The organism is Micromonospora sp. NPDC051141 (assembly GCF_044455765.1).
In the GTDB taxonomy this organism is placed as follows: Bacteria; Actinomycetota; Actinomycetes; order Mycobacteriales; family Micromonosporaceae; genus Micromonospora.
On record NZ_JBITFD010000018.1, the window covers coordinates 108,418 to 124,180 of the forward strand.

General features: G+C 74.5%; 16 protein-coding genes. 7 read left to right on the forward strand and 9 right to left on the reverse strand.

Going from position 1 to position 15,763, the window contains the following annotated elements; all coding sequences use genetic code 11:
• Position 1 precedes the first annotated feature (1 nt).
• Complete coding sequence (locus ACIA6B_RS28290) at positions 2–1,177, reverse strand: NADP-dependent malic enzyme (RefSeq protein WP_396777914.1); 1,176 nt, start codon at positions 1,175–1,177, stop codon at positions 2–4.
• Positions 1,178–1,328: 151 nt separating this feature from the next.
• Positions 1,329–1,664: a S26 family signal peptidase gene (locus tag ACIA6B_RS28295; RefSeq protein WP_396777916.1), complete on the reverse strand. Its 336-nt coding sequence runs from the start codon at positions 1,662–1,664 to the stop codon at positions 1,329–1,331.
• 53 nt (positions 1,665–1,717) lie between these two features.
• Here ACIA6B_RS28295 and sodN point away from each other — a divergent pair, with 53 nt between their 5' ends.
• The 3 genes from sodN to ACIA6B_RS28310 are packed head-to-tail and all read left to right on the forward strand — an operon-like array spanning position 1,718 to position 3,083.
• Positions 1,718–2,122 carry a superoxide dismutase, Ni gene (gene sodN / locus ACIA6B_RS28300; protein ID WP_396777918.1) on the forward strand — a complete coding sequence of 135 codons (405 nt, stop codon included), beginning with the start codon at positions 1,718–1,720 and terminating at the stop codon, positions 2,120–2,122.
• Positions 2,119–2,679, forward strand: coding sequence for a GNAT family N-acetyltransferase (locus ACIA6B_RS28305; protein WP_396777920.1), 561 nt, complete (start codon positions 2,119–2,121; stop codon positions 2,677–2,679). The genes sodN and ACIA6B_RS28305 overlap by 4 nt, the downstream gene beginning before the upstream one ends.
• Entirely contained in the window at positions 2,676–3,083 is a 408-nt protein-coding gene (locus ACIA6B_RS28310) for an ATP-binding protein (protein WP_396777922.1), read from the forward strand. The genes ACIA6B_RS28305 and ACIA6B_RS28310 overlap by 4 nt, the downstream gene beginning before the upstream one ends.
• Here ACIA6B_RS28310 and ACIA6B_RS28315 read toward each other — a convergent pair.
• A complete protein-coding gene (locus ACIA6B_RS28315; protein ID WP_396777924.1) occupies positions 3,077–3,484 on the reverse strand; it encodes a hypothetical protein in 408 nt (135 codons plus the stop codon). The two genes, ACIA6B_RS28310 and ACIA6B_RS28315, sit on opposite strands and share 7 nt — an antisense overlap.
• Before the next feature lie 43 nt (positions 3,485–3,527).
• On the opposite strand from ACIA6B_RS28315, the gene ACIA6B_RS28320 reads away from it, so the two are divergent.
• Both ACIA6B_RS28320 and ACIA6B_RS28325 read left to right on the forward strand, forming a co-directional pair.
• Positions 3,528–4,478 (forward strand): diacylglycerol/lipid kinase family protein, encoded by a 951-nt coding sequence (locus ACIA6B_RS28320; RefSeq protein ID WP_396777926.1) that lies wholly within the window; start codon positions 3,528–3,530, stop codon positions 4,476–4,478.
• Positions 4,479–4,921: 443 nt separating this feature from the next.
• Positions 4,922–5,179 carry a WhiB family transcriptional regulator gene (locus tag ACIA6B_RS28325; protein ID WP_013288358.1) on the forward strand — a complete coding sequence of 86 codons (258 nt, stop codon included), beginning with the start codon at positions 4,922–4,924 and terminating at the stop codon, positions 5,177–5,179.
• Positions 5,180–5,318: 139 nt separating this feature from the next.
• On the opposite strand, the gene ACIA6B_RS28330 is transcribed toward ACIA6B_RS28325, so the two are convergent.
• From ACIA6B_RS28330 to ACIA6B_RS28345, 4 genes are read right to left on the reverse strand one after another with little or no spacing between them, the layout of a single operon-like run.
• Complete coding sequence (locus ACIA6B_RS28330; protein WP_396777928.1) at positions 5,319–6,056, reverse strand: sirohydrochlorin chelatase; 738 nt, start codon at positions 6,054–6,056, stop codon at positions 5,319–5,321.
• Complete coding sequence (locus ACIA6B_RS28335; protein WP_396777930.1) at positions 6,038–6,796, reverse strand: phosphoadenylyl-sulfate reductase; 759 nt, start codon at positions 6,794–6,796, stop codon at positions 6,038–6,040. The genes ACIA6B_RS28330 and ACIA6B_RS28335 overlap by 19 nt, the downstream gene beginning before the upstream one ends.
• Positions 6,793–6,951 (reverse strand): IS1 family transposase, encoded by a 159-nt coding sequence (locus ACIA6B_RS28340; protein ID WP_174530537.1) that lies wholly within the window; start codon positions 6,949–6,951, stop codon positions 6,793–6,795. Before ACIA6B_RS28340 ends, ACIA6B_RS28335 begins: the two co-directional genes overlap by 4 nt.
• Entirely contained in the window at positions 6,948–8,657 is a 1,710-nt protein-coding gene (locus tag ACIA6B_RS28345; RefSeq protein WP_396777932.1) for a nitrite/sulfite reductase, read from the reverse strand. The genes ACIA6B_RS28340 and ACIA6B_RS28345 overlap by 4 nt, the downstream gene beginning before the upstream one ends.
• 549 nt (positions 8,658–9,206) lie before the next feature.
• On the opposite strand from ACIA6B_RS28345, the gene ACIA6B_RS28350 reads away from it, so the two are divergent.
• Positions 9,207–11,300 (forward strand): glycosyltransferase family 39 protein, encoded by a 2,094-nt coding sequence (locus tag ACIA6B_RS28350; protein WP_396777934.1) that lies wholly within the window; start codon positions 9,207–9,209, stop codon positions 11,298–11,300.
• 15 nt (positions 11,301–11,315) lie between these two features.
• On the opposite strand, the gene ACIA6B_RS28355 is transcribed toward ACIA6B_RS28350, so the two are convergent.
• Both ACIA6B_RS28355 and ACIA6B_RS28360 read right to left on the reverse strand, forming a co-directional pair.
• Positions 11,316–12,878: a sensor histidine kinase gene (locus tag ACIA6B_RS28355; RefSeq protein ID WP_396777935.1), complete on the reverse strand. Its 1,563-nt coding sequence runs from the start codon at positions 12,876–12,878 to the stop codon at positions 11,316–11,318.
• Between the two features lie 24 nt (positions 12,879–12,902).
• Positions 12,903–13,931 carry an SIS domain-containing protein gene (locus tag ACIA6B_RS28360; protein WP_396777937.1) on the reverse strand — a complete coding sequence of 343 codons (1,029 nt, stop codon included), beginning with the start codon at positions 13,929–13,931 and terminating at the stop codon, positions 12,903–12,905.
• A gap of 188 nt (positions 13,932–14,119) precedes the next feature.
• Between ACIA6B_RS28360 and ACIA6B_RS28365 the strand changes: the two genes are divergently transcribed.
• The gene (locus ACIA6B_RS28365; protein ID WP_396777939.1) at positions 14,120–15,730 is read left to right on the forward strand and encodes a tetratricopeptide repeat protein; all 1,611 of its coding nucleotides are present in this window, start codon (positions 14,120–14,122) and stop codon (positions 15,728–15,730) included.
• Positions 15,731–15,763: the final 33 nt, after the last annotated feature.

Here is a 15,763-nt window from a genome sequence, read left to right on the forward strand (position 1 = left end):
CTCAGCGGCGGGCGACGCCGTCGCGGCGCGCGGCTTCGGCGACCGCGTCGGCCACCGCCGGGGCGACGCGCGGGTCCAGCGGGGACGGCACGATCGCGTCCGCGGTCAGCGACTCGGCCACCACGCCCGCGATGGCGTCGGCGGCGGCCACCTTCATCCCGTCGGTGACCCGGGTGGCCCCGGCGTCCAGCGCGCCCCGGAACACGCCCGGGAAGGCGAGCACGTTGTTGATCTGGTTGGGATAGTCGCTGCGCCCGGTGGCCACCACCGCGACGTGCCGGGCGGCCACCTCGGGGTGCACCTCCGGCGTGGGGTTGGCCAGCGCGAAGACGATGCCGCCGGGGGCCATGCCGGCCACCGCCGCCTCCGGGATCTGCCCACCGGAGACGCCGACCAGCACGTCCGCGCCGCGCAGCGCCTCGGTGACGTCGCCCCGGCGGCCCTCGGCGTTGGTCAGCTCGGCCAGCTCGGCCTTGGTGCCGGTCAGCTCGCGGTGCCGGCCGATGATGCCGCGCGAGTCGCAGACCACCACCCGGGCCGGGTCGACGCCGCCGGCGATCAGCATCTTCGTCACCGCCACGCCGGCCGCGCCGGCGCCGCTGACCGCCACCCGCAGGTCACCGAGCTTGCGGTTGAGCAGCGTCGCCGCGTTGCGCAGCGCGGCCAGCACCACGATCGCGGTGCCGTGCTGGTCGTCGTGGAAGACCGGGATGTCGAGCGCCTCGTCCAGCCGGCGCTCCACCTCGAAGCAGCGAGGCGCGCTGATGTCCTCCAGGTTGATGCCGCCGAACGAGGGCGCGAGCGCCTTGACCGTCGCCACGATCTCGTCCACGTCCTGGGTGTCCAGGCAGACCGGTACCGCGTCCACGCCGCCGAACTGCTTGAACAGCACCGCCTTGCCCTCCATCACGGGCAGCGCGGCGCGTGGGCCGATGTTGCCCAGGCCGAGCACGGCGGAACCGTCGGTGACCACGGCGACGGTGTGCGACACCCAGGTGTAGGTGTCGGCGAGCGCGGGGTCGGCGGCGATCGCCTCGCAGACCCGGGCGACCCCCGGGGTGTACGCGAGGGAGAGGTCCTCGCGGCTGGTCAGCGGCACGGTGGAGGCGACGGCCATCTTGCCGCCGAGGTGGAGCCGGAAGACGGGATCAGCGGGGTCCGGGGTGGACGCAGACATGGTGACTCCAGGATCTGTCGAGCAGACGGACCGGCCGGCGCGGTCAGCGGTGGTCAGCGACCGGCGGGGCGGCGGTGCGGGGGTCACCCGGGCACGTTCCGAGCATAGCCACGCACCGGCTCCCAGGATGTGAGCGGGGTCATATCCATGGCTACCCCTGCCGGCCCCTGATCCGTCCCGGACGCGGCCACCACCGGGCCACCACCCGGCCCCGGACGTCGGCCACCCCGTACGCCCGGGAGTCGTCGGTGACCAGGGCGTTGTCGCCGCGCAGCCACCAGCCACCGTCCCGTGGCTCGACCGCGCGCTTCACCACCAGCAGGTCCGGTCGGCTGCGGAAGACCGCGACCACCACGTCGCCGGCGCGGACCGGCCGGCCACCGGTGCGGACCAGCACCGCGTCGCCGTGGCGCAGCGTCGGGGACATGGACGGGCCGGTGATCAGCACGGGCAGCACGGGTTTCACCTCCCGCCCGCTGGAAAGCATCTCCAGGAGTAATGTCGTCTTGGATCATCGCAAACATCCCATGGAGGACCCTGATGCGCCTTCCCCGCATCCTCACGCCCCGGGTGACCGCCAGTGCCCACTGTGACCTGCCCTGCGGCGTCTACGACCCGGCCCAGGCCCGGATCGAGGCCGAATCGGTCAAAATGATCTGCGAGAAGTACCAGGCGAACACCGACCCGGAGTTCCGGACCCGCGCCATCCTGATCAAGGAGCAGCGGGCCGACCTGGTCAAGCACCACCTGTGGGTGCTCTGGACCGACTACTTCAAGCCGCCGCACTTCGAGAAGTACCCGCACCTGCACCAGCTCTTCAACGAGGCCACCAAGCTGGCCGGCGCGGCCGGCGCCAAGGGCGGCACCGACCCGGCCAAGGCCGACGAGCTGCTCTCGAAGATCGACGAGATCTCCAAGATCTTCTGGGAGACCAAGCAGGCGTGACCTCGCCTGGCACGGCACCGACGATCCGGCCGGTACGTCCCCAGGACGTACCGGCCGTCGTCGCGATGGTGCACGAACTCGCCGCGTACGAGCGCGCCCCGGAGCAGTGCCACCTCACCGTCGAGCAGCTCCACGCGGCGCTCTTCCCGAGCGCTCCGGCGCTGTTCGGGCACGTCGCGGTGGACGCGACGGACGCACCGGTGGGCTTCGCGCTCTGGTTCCTCAACTTCTCCACCTGGGCCGGTGTGCACGGCATCTATCTGGAGGACCTCTACGTCCGCCCGGATGCCCGGGGCACCGGCGCCGGCCGGCAACTGCTGGCCACGTTGGCGGCGATCTGTGTGGAGCGCGGCTACCAGCGGCTCGACTGGTGGATGATCGACTGGAATCCGGCGGCCCGCTTCTACGCGTCCATCGGGGCCACCCCGATGGACGAGTGGACGCCGTACCGGCTGGCCGGGGCCGCGTTGCGCGACCTCGCCGCGCTGGCGACGCCCGCGCCCACGCGCCCGGCCGCCCGACCGGGTAGAGTCCCGCACCGGGGGGATGAGGCGTGACTCAACTGACCGGGCAGCCGACGACGGACGACGACGTCGTGCACCTCACCGTGCCCGCCGACGGCGGTTACCTCGGCGTGCTCCGCACCGCCACGGCCGGGCTCGCGGCCCGGCTCCAGTTCGCCCTCGACGAGATCGAGGATCTGCGCATCGCGGTGGACGAGGCGTGCGCCATGCTGCTCGCCATCGCCACCCGCGACGCCGAGCTGGAGTGCCGCTTCGCGGTCACCGAGGACGCGCTCACCGTCGAGGTGACCGTGCCGACCGTGCGGGGCGCCACGCTGCCGTCCGAGTCGTCCTTCGCGTGGAAGGTGCTCACCGCGCTGACCACCGGGGCCGGCGCCACGGCGGTCGACGGGCGCGCCACCATCTCGCTGCTGACCCGTCGCGCCGGCGGCTACTGAGCGTCCGGCCGCGCGCCGAAGCCGAGCGCCCGGTTGGTGGGGCCGCTCACCAGCAGCGCGACCATGCCGATCCCGAGCGCCATCAGCGGCAGTCCGAGCCAGCCCAACCCGCCGGAGATCATGTACCACCCGATCGGCAGCAGCATGAGCTGGAGCACGATGGCCGGTGCGCGGGCGCCGGACCGACGCCGGGCCAACCCGCTCCCGAGCGCCCAGAGCGCGACGGCCCCGGCCACCGCGAACGCCGTGATCAGCAGCGCGGAGGTGAGGTCCGTGGTGCGGGCGGTGAGGTCGGACCAGATCAGCCACACCGCGATCAGCCCGAGCGCCACCGCCTCGACGCGCAGCAGGAGCACCGCCGCGCGGAGCGGGCCGGGGACCGGGTCCGAGTCGATCGTCACGGCCGCCACGATACCGGTGGGTAGTCGCGGTAAGGTGCCGCCCATGCGGGCCGTCCTGGTGGTCAATCCGAAGGCCACCACCACGAGTGAGCGCAGCCGGGACGTACTGGTCCGGGCGTTGCGCAGTGAAGTCGACCTGTCGGTGCGCTACACCCGCCGGCGGGGCCACGCCATGGACCTGGCCCGGGAGGCCGCCCAGGAGGGCGTCGACCTGGTGGTCACGCTCGGCGGTGACGGCACCGTCAACGAGGTGGTCAACGGGTTGATGGCGGCGGAGCCGCCGACGTTCCGCACCGGGCCGACCTCGGCCGAGCGGCTGCCGGCGCTGGCCACCGTGCCGGGTGGTTCGACGAACGTCTTCGCCCGCGCGCTCGGGCTGCCGCGGGAGTGGCCGGACGGCACCAGCATGATCCTGGAGGGGTTGCGCCTGGGTCGGTCCCGCACGATCGGGCTGGGCCGGGCGGACGACCGCTACTTCACGTTCTGCGCGGGCTTCGGGTTGGACGCGGCGGTCATCCGCCGGGTGGAGCAGGCCCGCAAACGGGGCCGGGTGTCCACCCCGGCGCTCTACTTCCGGTCCACGGCGAGCCAGTACTTCGTCGGCTCGGACCGCCGCCACCCGTCGATCACGTTGGAGCGTCCGGGTGAGGCGCCGACGACGGAGCTGTCCACCGCCATCATCCAGAACACCGCGCCGTGGACGTACCTCGGCGACCGGGAGATCAACCCGAACCCGGAGGCGTCGTTCGACCTCGGGCTGGATGTGCTCGCGCTACGACAGCTCAAGGTGGCCAGTACGGCACGGACAGTGACGCAGTTCTTCTCCCGGCAACCCGATCCGCACGGCAAGCAGGTGCTCCGTCTGCACGACCTGTCGGAGTTCACACTGCTCACGGCGCGTCCGCTGCCGTTCCAGTTGGACGGGGACTACCTCGGCGAGCGGGAAAAAGTCAGATTCACCTCCGTACCCGCCGCACTGAGAGTAATCTGCTAGGCCTCGGGTATCCCCGTCGGTTGACGCGGACCGCACCGCGAGGGTGAGGGCCGCCACGCCGAGGAAGGGATGCCGGAAATGTCAGCAACGTCACGCAGACCGTACTATATTGATCCTCGACTGTGGCACGCCGGGTAACGAGAGCCCTCGCAAACCGGGACAAACGGGTGGTGAGGCCGCTCACTGTTCGGAGTTTTTCCGAGCGTCACCCTTGACATCGCTGTAGTTCGTGAAAGTATTCACAAGCGAACTCGTGTTACCGGGACATTGCCTGGATATGCTCGTCAGGTTGAGCTGTTCCAGCAGGTCCAGGGGCCCGCAGCCTGCTCACGCAGAGCCGAATTGACGGATGCTGACCGTCACCGATCGGTAATGCGGATGCATATAGGAATAGCAACGAAGCGTTATCTGGCCACCCACTAAGAATGAGGAGTGTTGCCGCCATGGACTGGCGCCACGATTCGGTCTGCCGCGACGAGGACCCGGAGCTGTTCTTCCCGATCGGGACGTCCGGCCCGGCTCTCCTGCAGGTGGAGCAGGCCAAGGCCGTCTGCCGGCGCTGCCCCGTGACCGACCAGTGCCTGCAGTGGGCGCTGGAGTCCGGTCAGGACGCCGGCGTCTGGGGCGGGATGAGCGAGGAGGAGCGCCGCGCGGTCAAGCGCCGCGGCGGTCTCCGGGTGCTGCGCGCTCACTCCGCCTGACCCACTCACGCCGCACGCCCCGGCCGGGATCCCGGCCGGGGCGTTCTGCTGTTCCGAGCAGCCGGTCGGGCCGGGGGCGGCTGCGCTCCGGGCCGCTCGACGGGTGCCACTCGACGGGTGTGCCGACGACGCGCGCCGGTCAGGCCGCCGCCGTCACCCGCCGCCACACCAGTTCGGCAAGCTCCGGGAGGTCGGCGAGCGGGTCGGCGACCGCCACCGCACCGGCCGAGCGGGCCGCCGCGCGTACCCCGTCGTGGAACCGGCCCGGCGCCAGGAAGTAGGCGGCCACGGCGACCCGGCGGGCGCCCGCCGAGCGCAACCGCCGTACCGCGCCTCCCACCTCCGGAGGCGCCGCCGAGGCGTACGACACCCGGCAGGGCACGCCCAGCCCGGTGCCGAGCGCCGCGGCGACCCGGCCCACCGAGGCCCGCGCGGCGGGATCCCGGGTGCCGGCCGCGGCCAGCACCACCGCGTCCGCGTCCGCCCCGGCGGCCTCGCCCAGCCGACGCCGCAGGCCGGCCAGCAGCCGACCGTCGACCACGCCGCCGGTCGGCCCCAGCACCTCGGTCACCCGCACGTCGAGGCCCGCGCCGGCCGCCGCGACCGCCGCCGGGATGTCCACCTTCCGGTGGTACGCGGCGGTCAGCAGCAACGGCACCAGGACCACCCGGGAGTGCCCGTCGGCGGCCAGTCGCCGCAGCACGTCGGCCGGCCCGGGATCGGTGTGGTCGAGCCAGGCCGGCAGCACCGGCCGGCCGGGACAGCCGGCGCCCACCGCCCGGGCCAGCGCCCGCGTCGCCTCCGCCGCACGCGGGTCACGGCTGCCGTGCGCCACCAGCACCACCGGGGACGCGTCGGTCAGGTGTGCAGGCCGCACTCGGTCTTCTCGAACATCGCCCAGCGCCCGGCCCGCGGGTCCTCCCCCGCCTTCAGGCGACGGGTGCACGGCCAGCAGCCGATCGAGCCGTAGCCCTTGGCGAACAGCTCGTTCACCGGGATGTCGTGGCGGGCCACGTACGCGTCCACATCACGCTGCGTCCAGGCGGCGATCGGGTTCACCTTGACCTTGCCGCGACGCGGGTCGAACCCCACCACCGGCGTGTTCGCGCGGGTCGGCGACTCGTCCCGGCGCAGCCCGGCGGCCCAGGCGTCGTACCCGGCCAGCGCCCGCTCCAACGGCTCCACCTTGCGCAACTGGCAGCAGTCGTCCGGGGACCTGTTGAACAGCCGGGGCCCGTACTGGCCGTCCTGCTGGCCGACGGTCATCCGGGGACGGATCGAGCGGACCCGCACCGGCATCCGCCGGGCCACCTCGTCCCGCACCCGGAGCGTCTCCGGGAAGTGCAGCCCGGTGTCGAGGAACACCACGTCCACGCCGGGCGCGACCCGGGAGACCAGGTGCGCCAGCACCCCGTCGGCCATCGAGCTGGTCACGCAGAACCGCTCACCGAACGTCTGCACCGCCCAGCGGGCGATCTCCAGCGCGGGCGCGTCCGCCAGCTCCCGCCCGGCCTCCTCGGCCAGCGCGCGCAGCTCCGCCGCGTCCCGCCGCGCCGGGTCGGCCGGCGCGGCGCCGCCGACCAGACCCAGACCGGCGGCGGAGACCAGGCCGGTCACCGGGCCACCGCCCGGCCCAACAGCCCGGTGAACTTCACCGAGAAGACCCGCGCGCAGGCGTGGCACTCCCAGGCACCGTGCCCGGCCTCGTGCGGTCGCAGGTCCTCCTCCCCGCAGTACGGGCAGTAGAGAGGCGCAGATCGAGCGTCACTCACCGAAGCTCCTCCTCGTCGACTCTGATGACCCAGTTGGCGAAGCTCTCGCCGTCCGTCCGGCCGGCCAGGTAGCGGCGGGCCAGTCGTTCCACGTACTCCGGAAGCTCGTCGGCCGTGGTCTTCAGGCCGCGCAGCTTGCGGCCGAAACCGGCGGTCTGCCCGGCGGCCATGCCGAGGCCGCCGCCCAGGTGGACCTGGAAGCCCTCGACCTGCCGCCCGTCCGGACCGACCACGAGCTGGCCCTTGAGCCCGATGTCCGCGACCTGGGTGCGGGCGCAGGCGTTCGGGCAGCCGTTCAGGTGGATGGAGATGTCCGCGTCGAAGTCCCGCAGCCGCTCCTCCAGCCGGGCCACCAGCTCCTCGCCACGCCGCTTGGTCTCCACGATGGCCAACTTGCAGAACTCGATGCCGGTGCAGGCCATGGTGCCGCGCCGCCAGGCCGACGGCCGGGCCTCCAGACCGATCCCGCGCAGCGCCGTCACCAGCTCCTCGGTCCGCTCCGGCGCCACGTCCAGCACCAGCAGCTTCTGGTACGGGGTGAGCCGCACCCGGTCGCTGCCGTGCGCCTCGACCACGTCGGCAAGCGCGGCGAGCTGGGTGCCGGACACCCGCCCCACCACCGGGGCCGCGCCGACGTAGTTCGCGCCGTCGCGCTGCGGGTGCACGCCGATGTGGTCGACCGGCTTCGCCGGCAGCTCCGCCGCCGGCCCGTCCAGCAGCGCCCGGCCCAGGTACTCCTTCTCCAGCACCTCGCGGAAGTGCTCCACGCCCCAGTCCGCGACCAGGAACTTCAACCGGGCGCGGTTGCGCAGCCGGCGGTAGCCGTAGTCACGGAAGATGCCGACCACGCCGGCCCACACGTCCGGCACCTCGTCCAGCGGCACCCAGACGCCGAGCCGCTTGGCCAGCATCGGGTTGGTGGAGAGCCCACCGCCGACCCAGACGTCGAAGCCGGGGCCGTGCTCCGGGTGCTCGACCCCGAGGAGCGCGATGTCGTTCGCCTCGTACGGCGTGTCGACCAGCCAGGAGATCGACGTCTTGAACTTGCGGGGCAGGTTGGAGAACTGCTTGTCGCCGACGTACCGGCGGACGATCTCGTCGATGGCCGGGGTCGGGTCGAGCACCTCGTCCCGAGCCACGCCGGCGACCGGGCTGCCGAGCACGATCCGGGGGCAGTCGCCGCACGCCTCGGTGGTCTGGAGGCCGACCGCCTCCAGCCGGCGCCAGATCTCCGGCATGTCCTCGACCCGGATCCAGTGGTACTGGATGTTCTGCCGGTCGGTGATGTCGGCGGTGTCCCGGGCGAACTCGCGGGAAATCTCCGCGACCACCCGGAGCTGGGCCAGGCTGAGCTGGCCGCCGTCCACCCGCACCCGCAGCATGAAGAACTCGTCCTCCAGCTCGTGCGGCTCCAGCACGGCGGTGCGCCCGCCGTCGATGCCGGCCTTGCGCTGGGTGTAGAGCCCCCACCAGCGGAACCGGCCGCGCAGGTCCTGCGGGTCGATCGAGGCGAAGCCCCGGTGGGCGTAGATGTTCTCGATCCGGTCCCGCACGTTCAGCGGGTCGTCGTCCTTCTTGATCCGCTCGTTGGGGTTGAGTGGCTCACGGTGCCCGAGCGCCCACTGGCCCTCGCCGCGCGGCCGGCGGGGCGCCCGGGCGACGGGAGCCGAAGCGTCCGAGCGGGTGGGGGTGCTGCTGACCGCCATCGCGGCGTCCTCCGTTGTCTGCTGCGGTGCCTGGGAGCGCGGACGCGGCGGCCGGCCCTGGGGAGGGCCGTGGACGGCGGTGTCGCTGACGGCCGGCGCGGAGCGCCCGAGACAGATGGGTCGGGCGTCGTCAGTGGGCCGGACAGATCGCGCTGCGCACGCGGCCGTAGTCGACGTGGCGACGGGCCACGAAGCGGCGGACGACAGCGGCGGTCATGGGCATCATGCTGCCACACCCGCCGGACCACCGGCTAGCGGCCGACCCGCTGATCCCACATCACGGGCGTCCCATCTCAATCGACACCCGTCCACCCCTCACCCCCCGTGACCAGCATCACTTCCCCAACCCGCGCCCCGACCCACCCCGCGCCGCCACCCCGGCCGCCCCCGGCCCGTCGATCATGAGGTTGGCGGCGACAAAAGGGCCGACGGAGGCGGTCAACCTCATGATCGACGGGCCGAGAGCCCCGGTGCGGGCCCTCGGCTCGGGGGGGGGGGAATCGGTGGAGCGGGGCGGCGGAAGGGGGCGGGCGTGTGACGCTGCGGAGTGTGAGCGCGTTCACCGAACCCGCGGCGGGCCGGGCCCGGCCCGGGTGGCCCGGTTGGCCGGTGTGGGCGCTCCCCGGGCTGGTGACGCTGGCGATCACGCTGGTCGGGCTCGGGCACGCGCAGCCCTGGCGGGACGAGTTGGCCACCTGGAGCGCCGCCACCCGACCGCTGCCGGACCTGGCCCGGCTGACCCGCACCATCGACGCTGCCACCGGGCCGTACTACCTGCTCATACACGCGTGGACCGCGCTGGCCGGCACCTCCCCCACGGCGCTGCGGCTGCCCTCCGCGCTCGCCATGGCGACCGCCGCCGCGTTGACCGCCCGGCTCGGCGCGCGGCTCGCCGGCGACCGGGCCGGGCTCCTGGCCGGGCTGCTGTTCGCCGTGCTGCCGGCCACCTCGCGCTACGGCCAGGAGGCCCGCCCGTACGCGCTCGCCACGCTGCTCGCCGTGCTCGCCACGCTGCTGCTGGTCAACGCGTTGTGCCGGCCGTCCCGGCGACGCTGGGCCGGGTACGCGGTCACGGTCGCCGCCCTCGGCCTGCTCCACCTGATCGCGCTCACCGTGCTCGCCGCGCATGCCGTGGCGGTGCTGCTGACCGCCGCTCGCGGCCCGACCGCCGCCGGCCTCGACCCGCTCCCACAGACCCGCCGCGACACCCTCGACGCCCCCCCGCCCAGCCGCGGACACCCATGGCGTTCCACCCACGCCGGAGATCGACCGTGGGTGGAACACCATGGGTGTCACGGCGCTCCCCAGACACCCATGGCGTTCCACCCACCGGCGACACCGACCGTGGGTGGAACGCCATGGTTGTCTGGGCGGCCGGTGAGCGGCGAGCACGAGGCGCCACCCGGTGCGCCCGGGGTGGAACCGTGGGAGGTGGCCGGCGCGGTGCCGGCGCGCACCGGGTGCGCACCGGGCCGGCGGGTGCTCGCGTGGTGGCTGCTCGCGCTGGTCCCGGCCGTCGCGCTGGTCGCGCCGTTGGCGCTGGTGGCCCGCGGTCAACGCGGCCGGCAGCTCGACTGGGTGGACCTCGCCCGCCTGCCGGACCTGGTGTCGCTGCCGGGCGGGCTGGCGCAGAGCGGCGTGGTGGGCGGGTTCCTGCTGGGACTCGCCGCCCTCGGGACGGTTCGGCTCGGTCGGCGGGCGTTGTTGCCCGGGGCGGCGGCGCTGCTGCCGGTGCTGCTGCTCTTCACCGCCGGCACGCTGCTCCCGCTCTGGGTGACCCGCTACCTGCTCTTCATCGTGCCGTTCGGCTGCCTGCTGGCCGGGGCCGCACTGGCCGCGGCGACGCCGGCCGGCACCCGACCGGCAGTGGCGGGACCACTCGAATCAGCGCCGCCCGACACAGGGCCGGCCGAGACAGCGCCGCCCGACACAACGCCGCCCGACACAACGCCGCCCGACACAGGGCCGGCCGAGACAGGGCCGGCTGAGACAGGGCCGCGCAAAACAGCGCCGGGCGGAGCAGCGCCGGGCGGAGCAGGGTCGCGCGAAACAGCGCCGCGCGGAACAGCGCCGCGCGAAACAGCGCCACGCAAAACAGGGCCGCGCGAAACAGCGCCGGGCGAAACAGCGCCGCGCGGAACAGCGCCGCCGAGAGCCGCCCCGGCCGGGACCGGGCTCGGGGCGGTGCTGGCCGTGATCGTGCTGGTCGGGCTGCTGGGGCTGCCCGACCAGGCGGCGTTGCGGCGTACCCACGAGTGGCCCCGCAGCGCCCCGGTCGACTACACGGGCGCGGCCGGGATCGTCGCCGCCGGTGCCCGGCCGGGCGACGCGATCGTGTACTCCCCCCGGGACGGCTGGCTCTTCCCGGATCTGGGCCTGGCGTACCACCTGGGGTCGCGGCTGCCCCGCGACGTGCTGGTGGTCCGTGACCAGCGGGCGGACGCGAGCCTCTGGGCCACCGAGTGCGGCGACCCGGCGCGCTGCCTGGCCGGCGTGGACCGGGTCTGGCTGGTGGTCACCGGCCGTCGGGCCGACCCGCTGGCGGCGGTGCCCGGCGCGAAGGGCGAGGCGTTGCGGGACGGCTTCCCGGTCCGCCAGGTCTGGACCCGTCCAGGGCTCACGGTGGCGTTGCTCGCCCGGTAGGCGGTCGCGCGGGCGTCAGGGCGGCCCCGCCCGGCCGGTGAGACGGTCGGTGGTGCCGCGGGCCAGCGGGACGACGAGCACCGCCTCGGTACCACCGGCGGGGCCGTTGCGCAGCTCGATGGTGCCGCGCAGCTCGCCGGTGACCAGCGCCCGGACGATCTGGAGCCCCAGGTTGCCGCCGCGCTCGGCGTCGAACTGCTCGGGCAGGCCGCGACCGTTGTCGGTGACCGAGACGTGGAGCTGCTTGCGGTGCCGGTGCACCGAGACCACCACCTCGGGTCGCGGCACGTCCGCCGGGGCGGGGGCGGCCTCCTCGTCGGCCGGCGGGAAGCCGTGTTCCACCGCGTTGAGGAGCAGCTCGTTGAGCACCATCACCAGCGACGTGGCGATCTCGGCGGGCAGGACGCCGAAGCTGCCCCTGCGACGCATGCCCACGGTCACCTCGGTGGCGGCCACCTCGGTCGCGGCGCTGGCCACCCGGTCCACGATGCCGTCGAACTCGACCGCCTCGTCGCTGGACATGGAGAGCGTCTCGTGCACCAGCGCGATCGAGGCGACCCGGCGTACCGATTCCTCCAGCGCGACGCGGGCCTCCGGCATGGCGACCCGGCGGGCCTGGAGGCGCAGCAGCGCGGCGACGGTCTGGAGGTTGTTCTTCACCCGGTGGTGGATCTCCCGGATGGTGGCGTCCTTGGTGATCAGGGCGCGGTCGCGGCGGCGTACCTCGGTGATGTCACGGACCAGGACCAGCGCGCCGATCGGCACACCGGCGGGCATCAGCGGCAGCGCCCGGGTGAGCATGGTGGCGCCCCGGGCGTCGATCTCGCGCCGGGGCGGGGCCTCGCCGCGCAGCGCGGCGAGCACCGCGTTGCCGGCGTCGGTGCCCTCCAGGGGGTCGCCGGCGAGGCGGCGGTGCAGCTTGGCCAGGTCCTCCCCGACCAGGTGGGAGGCGAAGCCCAGCCGGCGGTACGCGGACTGCGCGTTCGGGCTGGCGTAGGTGACCTTGCCGTTGGCGTCGAGCCGCACCAGCCCGTCGCCGACCCGGGGCGCCGAGGTGGTCTCGCCCGGGTGCCGGGGCGGCGGGAACGTGCCGTCGGCGATCATCTGGGCCAGGTCGTCGGCGGTGGTCAGGTAGTTGAGTTCGAGCTGGCTCGGGGTCCGCGCGGTGGAGAGGTTGGTGTCCCGCCCGACCACGGCGACCACCTCGCCGCTCTCCCCGTCGCCGGTGCGCAGCCGCACCGGGATGGCCTCGTGCCGGGCCGGCACGTCGCCGTACCAGACCGGGTCGCCCTCCCGCCAGATCCGGCCCTGCCGGTGGGCCACCTCCAGGTGCGCCACCTCGGGCCCGCCGACGATGCGGCCGACCTGGTCGTCGAGGTAGGCGGTCGGGGCGGTGGTGGGGCGGACCTGGGCCACGCAGAGGAAGGTGCCGTCGCCGTCCACCGGGACCCAGAGCAGCAGGTCGGCGAAGGAGAGGTCGGACAGCAACTGCCAGTCGCCGGCGATCCGGTGGAGGTGGTCGATGTCGGCCGGCCGGAGCGTGGTGTGCTCCTCGGCGAGGTCACGGAGGGTGGACACGCCCCACAGCGTGCCACGCCCGGCTCACATCGTGGTCGTGACCTTCTTCAACCCGCGCGGCGCGTCCGGGTCCTCGCCGCGGGTCAGCGCCAGCGCCAGCGCGAGCCGTTGCAGCGGCAGGATGTCGAGCAGCGGCGCGTACCGCTCGTCGACCTCCGGGACCGCCATCCGGGTCTCCCCGACGTCGGCGGAGCCGACCACCACCACGTCGGCCCGGCGTTCGCCCAGCCGGGGCAGCACCTCCCGCATCGACGTGCCGCCGGGGCCGGAGCCGACCACGGCGAGCACCGGCACGTCCGGGTCGGTCATGGCGAGCGGGCCGTGCAGCAGGTCGGCGCCGGAGAAGGCGAGCGCCGGCAGGTACGACGTTTCCATCAGCTTGAGCGCCGCCTCCCGGGCGGTCGGGTACGCGTAGCCCCGGCCGGTGGTGACGAGCTGGGCGGCGAACCGGTAGCGCGGGGCGAGCCGGGCCGGGGTGTCGTCGGCGAGCGTGCGCGCGGCCAGCTCGGGCAGGCGGGCCAGCGCGGCCCGCTCGTCGGCGGGCAGCACGCCGTCGCCGGCGCGTACGCCCTCGACGAGCATGAGCAGCGCGAGCAGCTCGGCGGTGTAGGTCTTGGTGGCGGCGACCGCCCGCTCGTGGCCGGCGGCCACGTCGACGCTCAGCTCGGCGGTCTGCACCAGCGGCGAGTCGGGGTTGTTGGTGATGGCCAGGGTGAGCGCGCCGGAGGCCCGGGCCACCCGCAGCACCTCGGCGAGGTCGGGCGAGCCGCCGCTCTGGCTGACGCCGACGACGAGCGCGTCGGACAGGTCGGGGCGGGCGCCGAAGACGGTGATCGCGCTGGGCGAGGCGAGCCCGGCGGGCAGGCCGAGGCGGATCTCGGTGAGGTACGCCGCGTAGAGCGCCGCGTGGTCGGAGGTGCCCCGTGCGGTGAAGACCACGTGCCGGGGGCGTCGCTCGGCGACGGCCGCCGCGACCCGGGCGATGGCGTCCGCGTGCTCGGCGGTGAGCAGACGCTCGTAGCCGGCCGGCTGCTCGTCGATGTCGGCGGCCATGCCAACCCCTGGACGTGTCACCCCGCACCCCCCTCTGCGCGATTGCCGCGCGTTCGGTGCTCAGTCTTGCACGTTTTGGCCGCAACCAGCAAAGCAACGAGCAGTAGTGCGCAGTGGATCACCACTCGACGACAAGATCCCCTAGGCTTGCCCGGCTGACCGACCGACCCCGCCGGCGAGAGGACGACGTGCCCGAGGACGACGCCGCGCTCTCCGCGGAGGAGGAACTCGCGCTGGCCCGGCTGGCGCTGGGCGAGGGCGACCTCCGGCACGCCGCCGACCACGTGGCCGCCGCGCTGGTGCGCTCCCCCACGCTGCCCGAGGCGCACGAGACGCTCGCCCGACTCGCCGCGGCCAGCGGCGGCGACCTGGATCTCTTCCCGCTCGGCCAGCACGCCTTCGTCGGCGCCGTGGTGGCCCGGGCGCACCTGCTCGCCGCCGCCGGCCGCCCCGCCGAGGGGCTCGACCTGCTGGCCGCCGCCACCGGCTACGCACCCGGCGCGCCGTGGGCCGCCGTACCCTGGGTGACCGCCGCCGACCTGCCGGAACGGCTCGACCCGGAGCACGCCGCCCGGATCCTCATGCAGGTCTGCGCCGCCGCGCCCGACCCGGTCCCGCGCCGGCTGCGCGAGCCGCTCCAGCCGTACCTCACGCTGGCCCGCAACGCGATCACCGTGCATCCGGACCACCCGCTGCTGCTGGGCGCGGCGTCCGCGCTGGCCCGGCGGCTCGGCGAGGTCGCCCTCGCGGTCGCCTGGGCCACCCGGGGGGTACGCGCGGAGCCCACCAAACTCGGCGAGGTGTGGCTCGGGTACGCGTACCGCAGCGCCGGCCGGACCGCCGACGCGCTGGCCGCGCTGGAGCGCGCGATCGCGCTCGACCCGGACGACCTGGCGGTCTACGCCGACATCGCCGGCACCCTGGCCGACCACGGCCGGCTCGACGCGGCGCTGGGCTGGGTCGACCGGGCGCTGGCCAAGGACCCGACGTTCGACTGCGCGGTGCACACCGCGTACCGGCTGCGTTTCCTGCGCGACGGGAACGTGGACCACCTGGTGGCGCTCGCCGACTTCGTCCGCGACCACCCGGACGACACGCACGAGCACGGCGACCTCGCCGAGTGCTGCCGTGGACGGCCCTGGCTCGGCCAGGTGACCCCGGCCACGGCCGACCGGCCGCCGCCGGACGACGCCACGCGCCCGTCGGCCGACGCGGTGCTGCGGCTCCAGCAGGTGGCGCACCCGGCGTGGCCCCATCCCCCGGCCGCGTACGACGCCGCGGTCGGGCTGGCCACCCTGGACCTGACCGACCTGCTCGGCCTGCTGGCGTACCCGCCGGACGCGCCGCCGACCGCGCTGGGCCGGGTGCTCGGCGGTCAGGACCCGGCGCTCTGGGCCCGGTGCGCGCAGGTCTGGGCGTGTCTCGGCCTGCTGCACCACCGCACCGACGAGCCGTGGGCGGAGTCGACCCGCCGCCAGGTGCTGCGGGACCTGGCCGGGGGCGGGCCGGGCGCGGTGGCCGAGGCGGCGCTGTTCGCCCTGATCACCGCCGCCTGGGTGGACCCCGCCGTACGCGCCGACGTGGCCGGTCTGGTGGCCGGGCGGCTCGCCGAGGTGGCGACGGGTCGCGTCCGTCGCACCCCGGCGGCGGTGTCGCTGGCGCATCTGGCGCGGGCCACCCCGGCCCTCGACGCGCCCGCCCGCGCGACGGCCGACGCGCTGGTCGACGCCGCCGACGCGGGCGCGCTGCGCCGGCTGTGGCGACGCCTCACCGGCCGGTTCCGCCGCGGGGGGCGTTAGGCGGGGCCCCTTCACATCGCCAGGCGTTAACCG

Coding starts and splice junctions, on each gene's coding strand:
- ACIA6B_RS28290 (WP_396777914.1), bottom strand. CDS start 1,177: ATGTCTGCGTCCACCCCGGACCCCGCTGATCCCGTCTTCCGGCTCCAC.
- ACIA6B_RS28295 (WP_396777916.1), bottom strand. CDS start 1,664: ATGCTTTCCAGCGGGCGGGAGGTGAAACCCGTGCTGCCCGTGCTGATC.
- sodN (WP_396777918.1), top strand. CDS start 1,718: ATGCGCCTTCCCCGCATCCTCACGCCCCGGGTGACCGCCAGTGCCCAC.
- ACIA6B_RS28320 (WP_396777926.1), top strand. CDS start 3,528: ATGCGGGCCGTCCTGGTGGTCAATCCGAAGGCCACCACCACGAGTGAG.
- ACIA6B_RS28325 (WP_013288358.1), top strand. CDS start 4,922: ATGGACTGGCGCCACGATTCGGTCTGCCGCGACGAGGACCCGGAGCTG.
- ACIA6B_RS28345 (WP_396777932.1), bottom strand. CDS start 8,657: ATGGCGGTCAGCAGCACCCCCACCCGCTCGGACGCTTCGGCTCCCGTC.
- ACIA6B_RS28360 (WP_396777937.1), bottom strand. CDS start 13,931: ATGGCCGCCGACATCGACGAGCAGCCGGCCGGCTACGAGCGTCTGCTC.